The organism is Salirhabdus euzebyi, from assembly GCF_014207435.1.
Lineage (GTDB): Bacteria > Bacillota > Bacilli > Bacillales > Alkalibacillaceae > Salirhabdus > Salirhabdus euzebyi.
The window spans coordinates 137407-154425 of the sequence record NZ_JACHGH010000004.1 but is presented as its reverse complement, the minus strand read 5'-3'; the positions used below and the strand labels follow the sequence as shown (position 1 = coordinate 154425).

Sequence of the window (17019 nt, the reverse complement as noted above, 5' to 3'; positions counted from 1 at the left end):
GACCTTTGTGCTTGATCCTCATTAATCATCACTTTTAACCTTTAAAATAAAATCCCCTACTATTTTTTCCTGTTTCAGAATACTTACTCTTATGTTTCCTTCTTCGTTAAAACTAAATGAGGATAGCTGATAAAGGCCTGTTATTTTGCTTTGATCATAATTTGGTATTTGCAACAATGTTGTATCTACTTTTGTTATTTGGGGTTCCCAAATTTCTTCTTTACCAGATGGATATTCTAATAGAAGTTGAATTTGGTTATTCGTTAACTCATGCCAAGATACAAGCCAAATATTCGTTTCTATGTTTTGATAAATGAGCGAGTCTGCAAAATATCCAAATTCACCAATATCACCAAATATTGTGTAGTTTTTATCTTCCACAGTTACATCTAAAAAAGGAGGTTGATAGGTTAGCTTGAAGTAAATTCCTAAGGAGATAAGTAGAATGGAAGCTATCGATAAACCAATGAGCAGTTTTTCGTAGGTACCTTTTTTAAAAGAACTTAGCATATTGGACATGGGTGTAAACTTATCCGCTAGGACCAATACGAGAATAAAGAAACCAAACGCAATTCCAAGTACGATTAACAAAGTGACACTCCCTTCATCAACAACAGGCATCCAACTTTATTTACGAAGGGAATGGAAGAATAGTTTCAAAAAACTGTAAAGAAAAAGCAACCTCCAAAAAAATTAGGCTGCCCTTCACATACTTTTGCTGGTTTTTATTTATTATTTTCCCCATCCTTTGGAAAACGCCCTGCCTTTTTTGCTGCTTCTTTAAGTAAAAACTCAACATGACTATTGACGCTTCGAAATTCGTCTTTTGCCCATACTTGTAGAACCTCATATAGCTTCGGATCTATTCGAAGTGGGAAATTTTTTTTCTTAGTCATCAAAAACCCTCATTTTTATACTCCTTATAGAAGCTTACTTATTGGTAAAGACTCCCCGTGTTAACAACAGGCTGTGTTCCTTTTTCCGAAACAATCGTTACAAGTAAATTATTGATCATAGATACTCGACGTTCATCATCTAAGTCCACTAGCCCCTCTTTTTCTAGTCGCATGATCGCATCTTGAGCCATACCTACAGCTCCATCAACAATTAGCTTTCTAGCAGAAATTATTGCTGCTGCTTGTTGACGTTGTAACATTGCTTGAGCAATTTCCGTTGAATAAGCAAGGTGAGTAAGCCGAGCCTCAATTACTTCCACACCGGCTACTTTCAGACGATCTTGCAGCTCTCTTGTCAATTCATTAGAAACTTCCTCAGCATTCCCTCTTAAAGAAAGTATATCATCCTCATAAGTGTCGTATGGATATTTGGTTGCCACATGTCTTACTGCCGTTTCACTTTGTATTTCCACAAACTGTTCGTATTGATCGACATCAAACACCGCTTTTGCCGCATCTACTACTTTAAATACAATAACAGCAGCAATTTCAATTGGATTACCTTCTACGTCATTCACCTTCAACTTTTTACTATTAAAGTTACGAACTCTTAGAGAAATGGTTCGGCGTATGGAAAATGGAATGGTAACAAAAATTCCTGCCTCACGTATACTTCCCATATATTTTCCTAGAAATGTAACAACAACTGACTGATTGGGTTGTACAATGGTAATTCCACTGCCTAAAAAAATGGCCAAGATTAATAAAAGAATAGCTGGTACGATTTCTTGTTGAATAATAAAATAAGCCGCTCCCCCAATTAATCCAAGAAGGATGATAATACCTAAAAAGCCGTTTATACTCCAAGCTTTTCTCTCTTGCATATTCCTCACTCACTTTCCCGTATTTTATATTTCATTTTTATATTAAAATGATATCACTTTTGTATAAAACTGTAAATTGATTACTATAAAAAAACCTTTTCAACATTGATTATTTATTTATTTATTTAAACTGCTAAGTAACTATAGGTTTGCATTATGACGAGTGCTATACGGCCGCTTCGGCATAATACTTCGCTTTCCACGGGCACGGCCTCAGCCTCCTCACGGAAAAGCACCGCTGCGGGGTCTTCAGACACGTGCAATCCCGTAGGAGTCTGCGTATTCTGCCTACGCTAAGATTTATTTACTGATTCAAGAATAGTGGTAAACCATGTAGGATGTTAGATAATACTTCCTACTAAGCCTATATTTTTAACTTTCTTTTGCCCAATTCATCCGTACATTAAAGATAAGCACATGCTTAGCGAAGGAAATACACGTAGACTCCCTACGGGACAGCGAAGACGTTGAGACCCAACAGCGAGCGTTCTGTGCGAGTGAGAAGGCTCAGCACGAGCCCTAAGGTGCGCGTAGTGTATTTCCGTAGCGGTTGGATTTGCACACATCAAATTACTTCGCAGTTTCCATCAACTATGATATAAACGACACAATCTTTACGAAATAAGCTATAAAAAAAGAGAAACCATTTAATGATTTCCCTTTACTAGTCTTACCACCGAATATTATTTAAAATGTTTAGCAATACTTGCTCATCATTAATAGGTAGTCCCCAGGTTTTCACATCTTCTTTCAATTGATCCATTTTCCCAAACCCTTTAACGAACCCATTTAAACGAGCTGCAATGGTAGAATGGACAAAAGCATCATGATTAGAAAAAATGCTTTGAACCGCTTCTACTGCTTTCTTAAATCTTTTTAAGTAATACTTCTGATGGTATTCCTCTGCCAAATGGAATGTGGAATAGGCTTGAAGTTCTGTAAGGATTTCTCCTTTCAACTTTTGCTCCCATTCTTCCTTTACCTTTTCTGCGGTACCTTTTTGCTCCTGATCATGAAAAAGCAGTATGGATAAATATTGACGCCCCTTATAATGGCGATCTTTTGCCGCATCATGATTTGCCCAAAATTCATGTAAAATTTCTTCATACGTAACAATATCTGAGTCAAAATCAATTTCCAACGTCTCCGAATGATCACCCATTTGACGATAGGTCGGATTAAGTGAAGTTCCCCCAGAGTAACCAACCCGTGTACGTACTACCCCAGTTAAATGCCCGAACCGAGCATCAGGACCCCAAAATCAACCCATTCCAAATGTTGCTGTTTGGATGTTTTTTGCTTGTAAATTAAAGTTCATGTCGTCTCCTTTCTATAAGTCTTCTAATGAGTATTATTTTACCCAATTTTTCTTTGAAACATTTTATTTAGTAATACAAACCATAACAAAGCAACCACTAACCCAACAAGCACCATTCCACTCCAATTGGTATCCTCTCCACTTTGAAACGCTAATGCAGGCCAGTATACTGGAAAAATCGCAACTACCTTAGCTATAGGATGACTAACAGCATAATCAATAAGGGGGGCTAAAACGCACAGGTTAATTACTTTTGTTAGCGCTAATCCCTCCACTTTATTCGATGCCAAGCTTGCCATCATCATCGTAATGAGAGGTGCCTGAATGGCAAGCAATAAAGCAATTGGTATAAACGATAAGAAATTCCACTCTACTACACCTTGAATGAACACCACGACAAACGATAAAGTAAAGGTCAAAACCATAGGGACCAATAATCGACAAAATAGATAACCTGTTTTTGTCAAAGGAGTTACCGAGTAGTATAGTAGTACCTCTTCATCCCGCTCATCTAAAATCATAAATCCATAAAGCATCCCAATCATAAGCGGTGTCATTAATAAAACCAAGCTAACAATTAAGCGATAATGCTCTTCTAGGTTAAAAGTTGTGTGTGTTTGCAATAAGACTGTTAATTGTGGAAGTCCAAATCGAACGAGAGCTGCCAATAACAAAGTACCAATCATTGTAAATATCAACAATGGGTCTCGCTGAATATTCTTCCAATCTCCTAAGGATAGAACAACCATTTTATTTATCATCATATATTCCGCCTTAACTAAAGCACTTTGTTTTTAAAAATTGGTAAAAAGATTGAAAAGCCCATATATAAGCTATCCCAATCCAAAAAATACAAATCAGTATGGGAAAAACATAATTCATTAAGGATAGATCTGTAAATGCACCTTCCATCAAAATAAGGATTGATTTGGTTGGCAGCATATAAAATAAGTCAGAATGGTAGACTCCAAAAAAGCTAAGCAAAGGTAAATAAAAGATAATGACGAAGATAGGTGATGCATACAAAAATGCATTAACAGTTGATACTCGAACAGCCAAAATAATCCCTAACAGTGTAAAGAATAAGGAGCATAACAATACTGCAAGAATAAACGGAACAAAATAAAACGTTCCCTGATGTATAATCATAAATAGGATGGTGCTTGTGATGGTTGCCAAACAAGTTAACGACAACACCTTACTCCAAATGTACTCCTTAACCTGTAAGGGAGTAACAAATAACGTATTAAATATAGATTGATCTCTTTCCAATAAAACCAATCCTCCGACAAAGAAGAATCCTAATACAGAAGGATCCGTAAATACGATCATAATGGAAGCCGTTTGCACAAAACTTTCGGGAATGAAAAGTAATAAACCAATATAAAATAAGGTAACGAGTGCATACGCATAATAAAATCCGTGACGTAGTTGAAATTGGACATCCATTTTGAATGTTTCTAGTAATCTCATACGAGCTTCCTGCCTGTCGTTTGAATAAATATATCCTCTAACGTTGCTTCCTGTGTATGCATAGTGATAATTTCATTATTTTTTAAAATGTGTTGAAACATAGTCTCTTCTGCTAGATTACGTATAGGGAAGGTTCGGGTTTTCACAATTTCTTGCTCACGATATTCCACTTTTAACTCCTTTTTACCGTTTTTCACTTTTAGTTGTTTTGGTGAATCTATTAATGCAATTTCACCTTCCACGATAAAAGCAACACGATCACAGATTTCCTCCGCTGTATTCATGTTGTGTGTTGTAATGATAATTGTTTTCCCTTTTTCCTTCTCTGCTTGGATTAGAAGTCTTAATTTTTTTGCATTAACTGGATCTAATCCAGAAGTCGGTTCATCAAGAAATAAAATATCCGGATTATTTAATAAAACACGACAGAAATTCAATCGCATTTTCATCCCTTTTGAATAATTACCAAACTTCACATTAGCCGCATCTGAAAGCCCAACACTTTCTAACAGCTCTTTAGGGTCTAACGTTGCTTTTTTATATAATCGACCAAAGAAAGTTAAGTTTTCAAGTCCCGTAAACTTTTGATAAAAATTCGGAAACTCAAAACCGACTCCAATTTGCTCATAGTAAGAAGCATCTAAATCTTTTAATTCGTGACCATTTATTTTGACAGTTCCCTTATATCCTTTTAAAATACCAATTAATATTTTCTGAGTCGTACTCTTCCCAGCACCAGAAGGACCTAAAAACCCAAAAATTTCACCTTTGTTTACGTTGAAAGTCAAATTTTTTATCGTAGCCTCTTTTTTACTAGGGTATTGATAAACTAACTCTTTCACCTCTATCATATTACTCTCCACCTCGTACTATACCCAACGCCAAACTTTCCGCAAGTAGATCAACAGCTTCATGATATACCTCTTCCCCAATTTCCTTTTTATGAAGAAGCATCATAAAAAATCCTCGGATAACCCCGGTAATCACTTCTGGATCCTTATCAATCAGAATACCGTTCTCCTGCCATTTTCTTAATAACGGGGAAAGTACCCATTCATCTTCCTGTATGTGCTGTTGAATTTTTTCAGGGGGAAGCTTACGCATAAGCTGTTCGATGTCCTCTCCTTGAAATAAGCTTTTAATAATAGGCTTTTCATCAATCAGCTCTATACTGTATAGCAGCATTTCTTTAAACGCTTGCCGTGTCATTCGTTCCTCACTAACCTTGACCAATATTTTCTCTTTGATTTCAGCCTCTTCTTCTTCCATTATTGCAAAGAATAACTTTTCCTTTGAGGAAAAAAACTGATAAAAAGTCCCTTGTGCAATTCCCGCCGCTTTCGTTAACTGTGCAATACTTGTTTTTTTCACGCCAAATACACTAAATAGCTTTTTCCCTTCCTCACTTAATTTTTTATATATTGTTTGTCTCTCCTGTTCATTAAATCCTTTAACCATTTTATCACCCTCTTGAACATATGAATATTTTATTTTTTTATTCACAAAAATTATATAACTATTTTTGGTAATTGTAAATAGAATAAAACAGGCACCAAAAATGACACCTGTTTACTTCGTTATTTCGATTGTGCTCATTATGTCAACATTTTTTAAGGCTTGGGAGGCCAACTGATCTGCTTCCCCATTTTTCTTCCTTGGAACGAGTCGATATTCTGGTATAATTCCTAATGCCTCAAGTTTTCCTTCAATCCGATCTATCCATTTATTTAATTCCTCTTCGTAACAAGGCCATTCTTCATTCATTTGGTTAATCACAACTTGAGAGTCCCCAATAAAAGTAACAGGTAAATGGTGAACACCCAAAAGCTCCAGTTCTTTTAATGCCAAATGGAAAGCCGCGTATTCCGCTTCGTTATTCGTATCCAGTTCTTCAACGAGTGCATTTTTACGTAGTCTGAATGATTTCCCATTTTGTTCATAATAAATAGCACAACCAAGGCCTGACCTTTTTGTTCCTATGTCGAATCCCCCGTCAAAATATACCGTGACGTTATGGGGTTCCGTTTGAATGCCCTGCATAAATTTCTTTAAATCCTTCATTGTCCACGAACTATCTTGATTATCAATAAATTGAACAGATTTTACCCTACCGGTCTTTTCTAAGTCTTCCACAATTAATAGGGCGTGCGCTGGATTCATTTCATCAGAGATAAAGGAAGTCTCTGTCCCTTTTGGTGTTTTATAGTCTAATTCAATCCGTACTTTCATATGAAAACCACCTTTTTTCGAATTCAATATGTTAGTATTCTCCAAAATAGATTTGTTCATGATTTTAACGCATTAATCGAACTTCCGAAAGGATTTAGTGTAGAGTATAAGGTAGGATTATGCCTTGAGGAATAATTTTAATGGATAGACCAATAGATCGCTTACTATTGGATACGATACTATAATGAAGAAGGCCGTTTTAGGAGGAAACATAATGAATATTTTATGGGATTTTGATGGAACATTATTTGATACATATCCAGCTTACACGAAAATGTTTAAGCAAGTACTTGGAGACCAAGTGAACAGTGAGAAAATATATGAACAATTAAAGATTTCCTTTTCCCACGCTATTCGATTTTTTAATCTTACGGAAAAGCAGATAGAAGAGATGGACCAGTTAAAAAATAACATCCATCCTTCTGAAATGATTCCTTTTGAAGGTGTGGAGGAAGTTCTTCAGTTTGCAAATAAAAATGTCATTATGACTCACAAAGATCGTAAAGGTGTAATGGGTATTTTGGATCATTATGGTTGGGTTAACTATTTTGCCGATATCGTGACGAGTGATCATGGGTTTCCACGCAAACCACATACAGCAGCATATGATTATTTACACCAAAACCACCATATTGACTTAGCAATTGGAGATAGAGAACTGGATTTAATTCCTGCTAAAGATTTAGGTATTCAAACATGTATATTTCAAAATGAACAGATTAACGCAGATTATTACCTGTCGAACTACCATGATTTCTTTAAAGTTGTTGTGGAGAAATAATAAGTAAAAGAAAAAACCACACTCACTCTAGTTGAAAAATTCTAGGAAGCCACTTTCTAAAGTAGGAGACACAGTCAAACTTTCCACTGGAAATATAAACGTCCAAGGCATAGTTGTTTCTGCTCCTATACATAGAGCTGGAATTGTAAAAGTATGCTTTGCTGCTGTTACCCCATTTTCTTTATAATGTAGTTTCGAATTGGTAAAAGTGAACCCTTCTTTTCTGGTATTATGTACGAGAACCGTAACTAACAGTTGACCTTTGTGATTCATTGCTTGCCATAGTGGGGTAAACTGTATGTCAGCCCCTGACAAGGTTACACGAGAAAAAGCTTGTTCGATTTCATCCCGATCTCTTGGTGATAACGTTTTGTCCCAAGATGATTCTAATTGTAGTTTTTGCATATTATGAACCTCCATTTATTCCATTAGCTTACAAAAACACCTCCAAACCAACTTGGAGGTGTTTTGCTATTTATAAGTTTTCAAAAAATAACCGAATGACATCTGCTCCCCCAATAAAAGTACCTAGTGAGCTACCTAAGTTGGACAGCATGACGACAAGAAATATGCGTGTTACTTTATTGTTCCAAAATCCTTTTGCACTAAACACATCATCTGATAAATTTTCAAAATCCCTTACATTCGGCTTACGAAGAAGTGCTTGTACAATACCAGCGAAAATGCCAGCTGCAATAAGTGGACTTAATGACGTAATTGGTGCTGCAATAAATGCTGTTAAAATCGTCAATGGATGTGCCAATGCAACAGCTGCTCCAATTGCTGACAAGGTTCCGTTCCATAGTATCCAACTAAGTGTTTGATGGAAGGCTGCGGAAGGATTGGATAAAAAGGTATAGGTAATTAAAGCAATAATTAAGATTGGAATAGACCAACCAATAATTTTTGGTATTTTTGATTTCGGCGGAACCGTTGATAATCGTTCCAAATCATGGTCTTTTTTAATTTCTTCTTTAATACCGGGAACGTGTGCTGCACCTAAAACAGCAACAATTTTTTCCCCTTTTGCTTCTTTGATTTTCTGCGATAAATATTGATCACGCTCATCAATCAATGGTGTTTTTAATCTAGGGAAATTATCCGTAAACTCTTGAAGCATCGAATCAAGCATATCTTGTGATTTCATTTTCTCTAATTCTTCTTCTGATATACTTTCTCTGCTAAAAATACTTCCAACGACTTGTAATAGAAGCATCATTTTTCCTTTTAGTCCGATGTTACCCCAAATACGCGAAAAAGTAATTTGAATATTTCTATCAGCAAGGACAAGGTCTGCTCCAACTTCCTTAGCTGACTCAATTCCTTGAATCATTTCTTGACCAGCATTAATTCCAAATTGTTTCGCCATTCTTTTTTGGAAGGAAGATATAGCAAGATTCATTAAAAGTAATGTGGCTTTTCTTTCTTTGATGACTTTAAATATGTCCATTTCCTTCCACTTGTTACCGTCCATAATTGATTGGTATCTTTGCTCGTCCAATTCAACGCAAACGACGTCAGGTTTTTCCGCTTCAATTACTTCTTTTACTTGTTCGGCACTATGTTTAGAAACGTGAGCTGTCCCAATTAGAATAATTTCTTTTCCATCCAAATGTATACGAGTAATATTTTCTTCGGTCATAATTACCTTCCTTTTGCGACTCCATTGCTAAATGTTTTATTTTATCTATTTACCATACCACAATCATATACCGAAATGGTGTAAATAGTACACGGAAATTAAGTGCGATTTTCATTTTTTCCCTAGCCCATGATAGGCCATAATAAAATGTTCTGGAGAAGATTGCACGGTATAAGAATAAACACCCATCCTCGTGTGCAAATAAAGAAGTCCTACTTCTGATCCAAAATCCCGATAGGACATATCAAATACATCTACTAGCGGAAATTCATGATATTTGGTAACAATCCGATCGACATACAAGTAAATATTGCGATCGTACACAATGTCTTTTTGTTCAATTGCACTTACTTCTCGATGTATTTTTATATAAGGTTGAACAGCAACCAAATCCATGAAATCCTCCTTTATCCTTTACTTTCTTAAAATGAGTGCATATGAAAAATAAGTCTCTACTCTATAGATAAAGTATAGTATCATATTAACTAATATACTAGGCAATGGGAAGTAATGATAATTTTACTTTCACTGAAATGGCATACTTATTGAAAGGTAAGGGCGCAAAACTACAGACCTAACGGGATACCTAAGGTGGCTGGGTTACCAAAGAAGTAACGTGTTTGAAAAGTTATTGGTTGCATTTTTTACTTTTAAATTCAAACTTTTATCACATGGAGGGACTATTATGTTAGCAACTAGACACTCCGCATTCCTATTTTCAGTTAGTACAATCGTTATTTTTTATGGATATATTTATCTATTTTTTGAAAATGAAAAGTTAAGAGCTTTAGGTGCAGCAATTATTCCTTTAGTTGGTGGTACTGTTTGTTGTGTTTGGTTACTCAAAGCATATCGTGTTATATCTAGTAAAGAAAGAAACTTCTGGCTATTAATTAGTATAGGTGTCATGTTTTACGTTCTTGCCTATGTCACTTGGCTACTTTCCCAGATCATATATAGAAATATTGAGTATCCGACAGTTGCTAGTCTCCTGTGGATTTTAGCATACATTATGTTCTTAATAGCGCTAGGATATAAAATAAAAATAGCTATCAATACTTACACTGTAAATAGTCGATACTTATTTAACATCATTATTTTTATGATTATAGCTATTACAATTAGTTTCCATTACTTAATCATTCCTATTTTGGTAGAGTCCGATACTCTTTTATCCATTAACTTTGGGACTTTAGCTTATCCAGTTACGAATTTAGGAATTTTATTTACTACGATCTTCCTTTATTATTTAACGCAAAATAAAAGGGAAAAAAACTTTATTTCCATTATAATACTTGCTTTTTTAATTCAGATTTTTGCGGATTCCATTTATGTTTATCTCATGCTGACTAATTCTTATATTTTGGGAGCTTGGCTCGATCCTATTTGGTTAGTATCTATTTTAACCATAGGAGTCACTAGTTTTTATGCTAGAGCTTATGCGAGGAATAGCAATACAGAAAAGCAAAATAAACAACAGGATAATAATGTGGGGGTCATTTTCCCATATATGTGTGTTGTCCTTTTATTAGTATTAGTTTTACAAAGTTATGACTGGGATTTGAACCTGCTAAGTATAGGCTTAATTGTAACCTTCTTCATGATAATAGGACGTCAGCTTTATGTCTTAAAAAGAAACCAAAATCTAGTAAAACAATACAGATACTTAGCTTATCACGATCCGTTAACTGGATTAAAGAATAGGACAAAATTCAGGGAAGATTTAAAACAGATCATGGACATAGCAAAACAGACCGAAAACGCTGTGGCCATTATATTACTTGATTTAGATCGTTTTAAAACAATTAATGACACACTTGGACATTATGTAGGAGACACTATATTACAAGTTGCATCCATACGATTAAGGGATTCGGCAGGAGAGAATAACAGCATTTACCGTTTAGGTGGAGATGAATTTGTCCTTCTACTCTCTAATAGTACCGAGAGCAGTTGTGTTCTTACGGCAAACAAGATTCTCAAAGCTTTTGAAGAGCCTTTCCAAGTGGCTAATCGTGATATTACAGTATCTCCTAGTATCGGAATAAGTATGTATCCTGAAAACGGAGAGGATAGTATCACTTTGCTGAAGAATGCGGATGCAGCAATGTACCTCGCAAAAGAAAACGGGAAAAATAATTATAAATTTTTCAATAAGAAATTAAATGAAGATATCAATAGGAAAATGTTAATCGAAAATGAATTGCGTAAAGCTATTCCTCAGAATCAATTGAGATTAGTATATCAACCGAAAGTCGAATTAAAGTCAAGAAAAACGTATGGAATGGAAGCATTGTTACGTTGGGATCATCCATCTTTAGGAACTATTTCTCCCACAGAATTCATTCCACTGGCAGAAGAGACAGGGCAAATTGTTAAGATTGGAGAATGGGTGTTAAAAAATGCATGTAATCAAATGAAAATTTGGCATGAAAAAGGCTATGATTCCTTATGTGTATCCGTAAATGTTTCAGCTGTGCAAATGCAGCATAGTGACTTTATTCAAATGGTTAAGGAAATAGTAAATGAAATAAATATAGATCCTAAATATGTGGAACTAGAAATTACGGAAAGCATTATGCAAAACACAAAAGAAACAGTAGAAATATTACATGAAATAAAAGCAATTGGAATCAAAACCTCTATAGATGATTTCGGTACAGGTTACTCCTCCCTGCACCTTTTAAAAGTACTACCTATTGATACTTTAAAAATTGATAAATCTTTTATAGAAGATACGTCAGATGTTCGTAATCTTTCTATGGTCAAAACCATTATAGACATTGGTAAAAACTTAGACATGAGAGTCGTCGCAGAAGGAATTGAGCACGAAAAACAAATACAATCATTACTAAAACATCACTGTGATTATGGCCAAGGTTATTATTATGCCCAACCTTTACCTGCACAAGATATTGAGAAGCTTCTGATATCAGGCGAGCTAATGATGAAAGCGTAGCATCCTAGGATGCTACGCTTTTTGTTTTCACCTTTTCTGTTTGTTATTATTTTTTCTTCAGTTTGGCCAATGCTTCAGCTAGTGCTGGATTTGTAAACGTTTCATTTTCTTGCTTTTTCAAATACTTATTGACGTCTCGTTTGGATACTTTATTTTTACTTTCTTTCTTCTTTCGTTCGTTAAAAGTAGATAGCTTTTCTCGATGACCACAAACACAGGTGAAAATTTGGCCATCACCTTCGCCACGAAGTTCAAGTCGTTTATGACAGTTTGGACATCTTGCATTCGTCTTTTTTGCTACATTTTTCTTATGTCCACAGGAACGATCCTGACATACAAGCATTTTTCCCTTTTTACCATTGATTTCAAGCATGAGTTTTCCACAATCCGGACAATGAGTGCCTGTCATGTTTTCATGTTTAAACGTGGCGTCACTATATTTAATTTCCTGCACGACTGCTTTTGCATAACCCTTCATTTCTCTTATAAACGTGTCTTTTGGTAATTTGCCTTCCGATATTGCTGCTAACTTTTGCTCCCATTGGGCCGTTAACGTAGGTGATTTCATATCAGAAGGTACAAGATCTAGCAGTTGCTTCCCTTTCGATGTGATGAAAAGATGCTTGCCTCTTTTTTCAATATAAAATGTATTAAACAGTTTTTCTAAAATATCAGCTCGAGTGGCAACCGTTCCTAATCCACCTGTTTCATTTAAGGTTTTTGCTAAGCTTTTATCTTGTTGTTCCATAAATTTCGCAGGATTTTCCATTGCGCGGAGCAGCTCTCCCTCGGTAAAACGTTCTGGGGGTTTTGTCTGACCTTTTGTTTGCTTGAGCTTGATATTCGAAATGGTTGTTCCTTTTTCCACTTCGGGTAAATTCTGATCGTCTGCTTCATCCTCATCGAAGCGGTTATTGTAAATTTCTTTCCAACCTTGCTTGATTACTCGTTTACCTTTTGCAGTTAACGTTTCATCCCCAATTTTAGCTGTAATTGTCATTTGCTCGTATTCAAAAGGAGGAGATAGAACAGCTAAAAATCTTTTAACGACTAAATCATAAATCTTTCGTTCTTTATCATTTAATTCCGATAGTCGCACGGTTTGTTCAGTTGGGATTATTGCATGGTGATCCGATACCTTCGTATCATCCACGAAAGCTTTAGTCGCTTTTATTTCTCCACGAGCAATATGATACGCAGCCTTTTGATATTCACCAACACCACAAGCCTTTAATCGATCCTTTAGTGTCGGAACAATATCGGAGGAAATATAACGGGAATCTGTTCTTGGGTATGTTAGCACTTTATGTTGTTCGTAAAGTTTTTGCATAATCGATAATGTTTGCTTACCCGAAAAATCGAAAATCCGATTCGCATCTCTTTGCAGCTCCGTTAAATCATATAACTGAGGAGCAAAACTTTTCTTCAGCTTTTTCTCAACATCTGTAATGATCGCACTCTTATTTTTCAAGCCTTCTATGAGCTTGTCCGCTTTTTCTTTGGAAAAGACTCTTGTTTCATTGTTCGTTCCTTTCCACGTTAAGGTGAAACCTTGATTTGTTTCCGCTTGGATCCCGTAAAAATCTTGTGGTTGGAATTGTTTAATTTCCTCTTCTTTTGCTGCAATCATTGCAAGAGTTGGCGTTTGTACCCGCCCACTGGAAAGCTGTGCATTAAATTTTGTCGTTAAGGCTCTTGTCGCATTTAATCCTACATACCAATCTGCTTCTGAGCGGGCAACCGCAGAAGCATATAAATTTTCATACTGCTTTCCAGGCTTTAAATTGTTGAATCCGTCCTTAATAGCTTTATCTGTCACAGATGATATCCAGAGCCGCTTCACTGGTTTATCCACTCTTGCTTTTTCTAAAATCCACCTAGCAACAAGCTCCCCTTCTCGTCCAGCATCGGTTGCAATAACAACGTCCTGTACATCTTTACGGTTTAGCTGTGTTTTTACTGCACTAAATTGCTTACCTGTTTTTTTAATGACCACAAGCTTTAAATGTGGAGGTAGCATCGGTAAATCCTCTAGTTTCCACTCTTTATATTTATCATCATAAACTTCTGGGTCAGCTAAGGTTACTAAATGTCCAAGTGCCCACGTTACAATATATTTTGAGCCTTCAAAAAAGCCATTTCCTTTTTTATGGCACTGTAGAACACGAGCAATATCTCTACCCACTGATGGCTTTTCGGCTAGTACAACTGTTTTACTCATTTAAGCAATTCCCTTCTAATCTTTAATCTTTAATCCAAATAATCTAGCAAATCCAATTGCCTGGTCTGGAGAAACCTCACAACCAACTAAATCTTCTTTTGATACAGTTAGCTGTTCAAATGTGCAGCTACTTAAATCGATTCCCTTTAACGGTGTATGACTAAAATTTGCTTCCTCCAAATCACAGGTGAGAAAATCTACATGTTCAAACTGACATTCATAAAAATCAACATTACGAAGGACGGATTCTGAGAACTTGACTTGCTTTAATTTAGCATAACCAAACAATCCTAAGTTAAGTTGGCACCTGTTAAAAAACACATCTCTCATCGTCGTTTCTGCTAGATTCGTCCCTAACATTTTTGAGTTTTGAAATTCTGCTCGATGTATAATGCCATTACTAAAATCAACATTAGACAAATTACATGTATCAAAAATTACATCAATAAGCTCTACATTTGGAAAAGAGACGTTTTCGAACGTAACATTTTTAAAAATTACTTGGTCAAAGACGATGCGTTCACTCTCTATATCCAATATGGAGCAGTCCTTAATAACACAATGACTAATAAAAGATTCTTCTATTTCAGGAAAACATTCTATCTCTTCCATCACCTTAGGTATTTTTGGCGTTTTTATTTTCGCCATTTTTATCACTCATTTCCGCACGTAAAATAAATATTAATTTAGATTAGGTTTCTACTTATGGTGTTTCTTAAGTATAACAAAAAAACCTTGAGCAATTATACTCAAGGTCTTCCACTTAATGTTTAGCTAAGTAATCTACAATACCTAAAGCACAAACCTGCAAATCCACCTTTATGTACTGGTACACTTCGTGATCGGGAGTAAGTCCTTTTTCGTCTAAAAAAGTAGTAACATCTTGGGTAAGTTTTTTAGCAATATGATCTGCTTTTTCCTTGTAGGTTCCACCTGGATATTCTTTTAAAATGTTTTTACCGGTATCTAAAAATTTCGGAAGCCAAAAACGAATTTGATTAAATACATCCTTTGGTTTTTCAGACATTCCATAGTGCCCAAAATAAATTTGTTCCACACCTAATTTTTCAATTCTTTCTAAAGACGCAAGCATAGCATTTGGATCAAATTGATTTGGTGACGTAGATGGAAGGACGAATTCGAATCCGTTTATTTTCGTTTGTGGATATATGACTCCTATCGTGTCGCCTGTAAAAATACCATTACTGAAGGAATCGTGGATGGAAAAATGATGATTTGCATGCCCCGGAGTGTCATAAAAAGTAAGGATTCTATTCTCTCCTATTTTAAGTGTATCCCCGTCTTCTTTCGTGATAAGACGCCCCTCAGGAACTCGGAAAATAGGATGAAATAATGCATCGAACATTTTACCGTAAACCGCTCTAGCACCTTGAATCAATTTGGTCGGATTGGCTAGATGACGCTTACCACGTGGATGAACAATAACCTTCGCATTTGGACACTTTTCTAGTAAGAACCCCACACCACCGGCATGATCTAAATGAATGTGTGTGACAATAATGTTTTTAATATCCTTCGGGTCGATGTGCAGTTTCTCTAATCCCTTCAGTAAATGCCGAATCGATGGACTAGCACTCGTTTCCACAATTGTTAATTCCTCTGCGTGTAGTACATAGGAGCCGGTCCTCTCCTTCATACCTAAATCTAACAAATCGATTAAAGAGATACTTTTACCTAAATCTGTAGGTACTGACATATAACCACCCTCCTACTTTTAGTTTATTACTAATTAAATTCGAGATATGTCAAAATATACCTTCCATAAATTTTAGATCGTCCCTCTTTTGATCGGAGAAGGTCAATTTGGAACAAAAAAACATACCAAATTGAACTCTTCCATTTTCCACTTATGTATTACCAGTAAATTAGAAAGGAGTCATTTTGTAAGAGGGGAAATGTTTTAGGACTAGGCATCTATCTAGCTAATTGTTACAATATTTTGCAAAGGTACTTATTACTTTTGGTAAAGCTCTGTAGCTTCCGGTATTCACGAAAACTTTACATGAAAATGGGGAATTGACTTGAATCAAAAAGAAATCAAAATAGTCATCGGTGCGGGGCCATACAACAATAATCCTGGCTGGATACATACACAAGAAGATGAACTAGATTTACTAAATGAGACCACTTGGTACAACCAATTTAAAACGAATTCCATTTCAGCAATTCTCGCTGAACATGTATGGGAACATCTTACATACAATGAGGGACTCCAAGCTGCAAAAACTTGCTATTCATATTTAAAGCCTGGTGGATATATTCGCTGTGCCGTGCCTGATGGTTTTTTTCAAAATGAGGAATACCAACGAATTGTACAAGTAGGAGGACCAGGACCTAAAGACCATCCAGCCGCAAGTCACAAAATCGTTCATACCTATCAAACGCTATCAAGCTTGTTTGAATCAGCTGGTTTTAACGTTCACTTATTAGAGTATTGTGATGAAAATGGAGAATTTCACGAAAGAAATTGGACAGGTAAAGATGGTGTGATATTTCGCTCAAAAAAATTTGATCCGCGCAACCATGGGGATCAGCTTCAGTGTCCATCGTTAATAGTAGATGCCGTTAAGTGAATCTATTTATAGTTTAATAGAG

17 protein-coding genes, 1 pseudogene and 1 riboswitch are annotated in these 17019 nt (G+C 35.8%); of the genes and pseudogenes, 3 read left to right on the top strand and 15 right to left on the bottom strand.

Going from position 1 to position 17019, the window contains the following annotated elements; genetic code table 11:
• Nucleotides 1–21: 21 nt before the first annotated feature.
• The 9 genes and pseudogenes from HNQ94_RS07945 to HNQ94_RS07905 all read right to left on the bottom strand — a co-directional run bounded on the left by HNQ94_RS07945 (nt 22) and on the right by HNQ94_RS07905 (nt 6800).
• The gene (locus HNQ94_RS07945) at nt 22–591 is read right to left on the bottom strand and encodes a hypothetical protein (protein WP_174495715.1); all 570 of its coding nucleotides are present in this window, start codon (nt 589–591) and stop codon (nt 22–24) included.
• Between the two features lie 134 nt (nt 592–725).
• Nucleotides 726–896 carry a type II toxin-antitoxin system antitoxin gene (locus HNQ94_RS07940; RefSeq protein ID WP_174495716.1) on the bottom strand — a complete coding sequence of 57 codons (171 nt, stop codon included), beginning with the start codon at nt 894–896 and terminating at the stop codon, nt 726–728.
• 38 nt (nt 897–934) lie between these two features.
• Nucleotides 935–1780: an SPFH domain-containing protein gene (locus tag HNQ94_RS07935; protein WP_174495717.1), complete on the bottom strand. Its 846-nt coding sequence runs from the start codon at nt 1778–1780 to the stop codon at nt 935–937.
• A 670-nt stretch (nt 1781–2450) separates the two neighbouring features.
• Nucleotides 2451–3029, bottom strand: a pseudogene (locus tag HNQ94_RS07930) (peptide-methionine (S)-S-oxide reductase MsrA); the annotation flags it as partial.
• Between the two features lie 107 nt (nt 3030–3136).
• Nucleotides 3137–3859, bottom strand: a complete 723-nt coding sequence (locus tag HNQ94_RS07925; RefSeq protein WP_174495895.1) for an Rv2686c family ABC transporter permease subunit — start codon at nt 3857–3859, stop codon at nt 3137–3139.
• Nucleotides 3860–3872: 13 nt separating this feature from the next.
• Nucleotides 3873–4571, bottom strand: a complete 699-nt coding sequence (locus HNQ94_RS07920; RefSeq protein ID WP_174495719.1) for a fluoroquinolone export ABC transporter permease subunit — start codon at nt 4569–4571, stop codon at nt 3873–3875.
• Nucleotides 4568–5422 carry an ABC transporter ATP-binding protein gene (locus HNQ94_RS07915; protein ID WP_174495720.1) on the bottom strand — a complete coding sequence of 285 codons (855 nt, stop codon included), beginning with the start codon at nt 5420–5422 and terminating at the stop codon, nt 4568–4570. The genes HNQ94_RS07920 and HNQ94_RS07915 overlap by 4 nt, the downstream gene beginning before the upstream one ends.
• 1 nt (nt 5423) lies before the next feature.
• The gene (locus HNQ94_RS07910; protein ID WP_174495721.1) at nt 5424–6029 is read right to left on the bottom strand and encodes a TetR/AcrR family transcriptional regulator; all 606 of its coding nucleotides are present in this window, start codon (nt 6027–6029) and stop codon (nt 5424–5426) included.
• 111 nt (nt 6030–6140) lie between these two features.
• Nucleotides 6141–6800, bottom strand: a complete 660-nt coding sequence (locus tag HNQ94_RS07905; protein ID WP_174495722.1) for a ribonuclease H family protein — start codon at nt 6798–6800, stop codon at nt 6141–6143.
• Nucleotides 6801–7014: 214 nt separating this feature from the next.
• Between HNQ94_RS07905 and HNQ94_RS07900 the strand changes: the two genes are divergently transcribed.
• Complete coding sequence (locus tag HNQ94_RS07900) at nt 7015–7581, top strand: HAD-IA family hydrolase (RefSeq protein WP_174495723.1); 567 nt, start codon at nt 7015–7017, stop codon at nt 7579–7581.
• Nucleotides 7582–7608: 27 nt separating this feature from the next.
• On the opposite strand, the gene HNQ94_RS07895 is transcribed toward HNQ94_RS07900, so the two are convergent.
• The 3 genes from HNQ94_RS07895 to HNQ94_RS07885 form a co-directional block, all read right to left on the bottom strand.
• Nucleotides 7609–7986 (bottom strand): SLAP domain-containing protein, encoded by a 378-nt coding sequence (locus HNQ94_RS07895; RefSeq protein ID WP_174495724.1) that lies wholly within the window; start codon nt 7984–7986, stop codon nt 7609–7611.
• Between the two features lie 70 nt (nt 7987–8056).
• On the bottom strand, nt 8057–9223 hold the full coding sequence (locus HNQ94_RS07890) for a TraB/GumN family protein (protein WP_174495725.1): 1167 nt from the start codon (nt 9221–9223) through the stop codon (nt 8057–8059).
• Nucleotides 9224–9334: 111 nt separating this feature from the next.
• Nucleotides 9335–9619, bottom strand: coding sequence for a hypothetical protein (locus tag HNQ94_RS07885; RefSeq protein ID WP_174495726.1), 285 nt, complete (start codon nt 9617–9619; stop codon nt 9335–9337).
• A gap of 129 nt (nt 9620–9748) precedes the next feature.
• A riboswitch (cyclic di-GMP riboswitch) is annotated at nt 9749–9831 on the top strand.
• A gap of 77 nt (nt 9832–9908) precedes the next feature.
• On the opposite strand from HNQ94_RS07885, the gene HNQ94_RS07880 reads away from it, so the two are divergent.
• Entirely contained in the window at nt 9909–12182 is a 2274-nt protein-coding gene (locus HNQ94_RS07880) for a putative bifunctional diguanylate cyclase/phosphodiesterase (RefSeq protein WP_174495727.1), read from the top strand.
• Nucleotides 12183–12228: 46 nt separating this feature from the next.
• Here HNQ94_RS07880 and HNQ94_RS07875 read toward each other — a convergent pair whose 3' ends face one another.
• From HNQ94_RS07875 to HNQ94_RS07865, 3 genes are all read right to left on the bottom strand, one after another.
• Nucleotides 12229–14403, bottom strand: coding sequence for a DNA topoisomerase III (locus tag HNQ94_RS07875; RefSeq protein ID WP_174495728.1), 2175 nt, complete (start codon nt 14401–14403; stop codon nt 12229–12231).
• Nucleotides 14404–14418: 15 nt separating this feature from the next.
• On the bottom strand, nt 14419–15051 hold the full coding sequence (locus HNQ94_RS07870) for a pentapeptide repeat-containing protein (RefSeq protein ID WP_174495729.1): 633 nt from the start codon (nt 15049–15051) through the stop codon (nt 14419–14421).
• Nucleotides 15052–15166: 115 nt separating this feature from the next.
• A complete protein-coding gene (locus HNQ94_RS07865; RefSeq protein WP_174495730.1) occupies nt 15167–16120 on the bottom strand; it encodes an MBL fold metallo-hydrolase in 954 nt (317 codons plus the stop codon).
• A 319-nt stretch (nt 16121–16439) separates the two neighbouring features.
• Between HNQ94_RS07865 and HNQ94_RS07860 the strand changes: the two genes are divergently transcribed.
• Nucleotides 16440–16997, top strand: coding sequence for a class I SAM-dependent methyltransferase (locus HNQ94_RS07860; RefSeq protein ID WP_174495896.1), 558 nt, complete (start codon nt 16440–16442; stop codon nt 16995–16997).
• Nucleotides 16998–17019 lie beyond the last annotated feature (22 nt).

What these genes read in the sequence shown, in the direction of transcription:
- HNQ94_RS07865 (WP_174495730.1), bottom strand. Translation starts at nt 16,120, where the DNA reads ATGTCAGTACCTACAGATTTAGGTAAAAGTATCTCTTTAATCGATTTG.
- HNQ94_RS07915 (WP_174495720.1), bottom strand. Translation starts at nt 5,422, where the DNA reads ATGATAGAGGTGAAAGAGTTAGTTTATCAATACCCTAGTAAAAAAGAG.
- HNQ94_RS07940 (WP_174495716.1), bottom strand. Translation starts at nt 896, where the DNA reads ATGACTAAGAAAAAAAATTTCCCACTTCGAATAGATCCGAAGCTATAT.
- HNQ94_RS07890 (WP_174495725.1), bottom strand. Translation starts at nt 9,223, where the DNA reads ATGACCGAAGAAAATATTACTCGTATACATTTGGATGGAAAAGAAATT.
- HNQ94_RS07925 (WP_174495895.1), bottom strand. Translation starts at nt 3,859, where the DNA reads ATGATAAATAAAATGGTTGTTCTATCCTTAGGAGATTGGAAGAATATT.
- HNQ94_RS07875 (WP_174495728.1), bottom strand. Translation starts at nt 14,403, where the DNA reads ATGAGTAAAACAGTTGTACTAGCCGAAAAGCCATCAGTGGGTAGAGAT.
- HNQ94_RS07935 (WP_174495717.1), bottom strand. Translation starts at nt 1,780, where the DNA reads ATGCAAGAGAGAAAAGCTTGGAGTATAAACGGCTTTTTAGGTATTATC.
- HNQ94_RS07910 (WP_174495721.1), bottom strand. Translation starts at nt 6,029, where the DNA reads ATGGTTAAAGGATTTAATGAACAGGAGAGACAAACAATATATAAAAAA.
- HNQ94_RS07885 (WP_174495726.1), bottom strand. Translation starts at nt 9,619, where the DNA reads ATGGATTTGGTTGCTGTTCAACCTTATATAAAAATACATCGAGAAGTA.
- HNQ94_RS07900 (WP_174495723.1), top strand. Translation starts at nt 7,015, where the DNA reads ATGAATATTTTATGGGATTTTGATGGAACATTATTTGATACATATCCA.
- HNQ94_RS07870 (WP_174495729.1), bottom strand. Translation starts at nt 15,051, where the DNA reads ATGGCGAAAATAAAAACGCCAAAAATACCTAAGGTGATGGAAGAGATA.
- HNQ94_RS07895 (WP_174495724.1), bottom strand. Translation starts at nt 7,986, where the DNA reads ATGCAAAAACTACAATTAGAATCATCTTGGGACAAAACGTTATCACCA.
- HNQ94_RS07905 (WP_174495722.1), bottom strand. Translation starts at nt 6,800, where the DNA reads ATGAAAGTACGGATTGAATTAGACTATAAAACACCAAAAGGGACAGAG.
- HNQ94_RS07920 (WP_174495719.1), bottom strand. Translation starts at nt 4,571, where the DNA reads ATGAGATTACTAGAAACATTCAAAATGGATGTCCAATTTCAACTACGT.
- HNQ94_RS07880 (WP_174495727.1), top strand. Translation starts at nt 9,909, where the DNA reads ATGTTAGCAACTAGACACTCCGCATTCCTATTTTCAGTTAGTACAATC.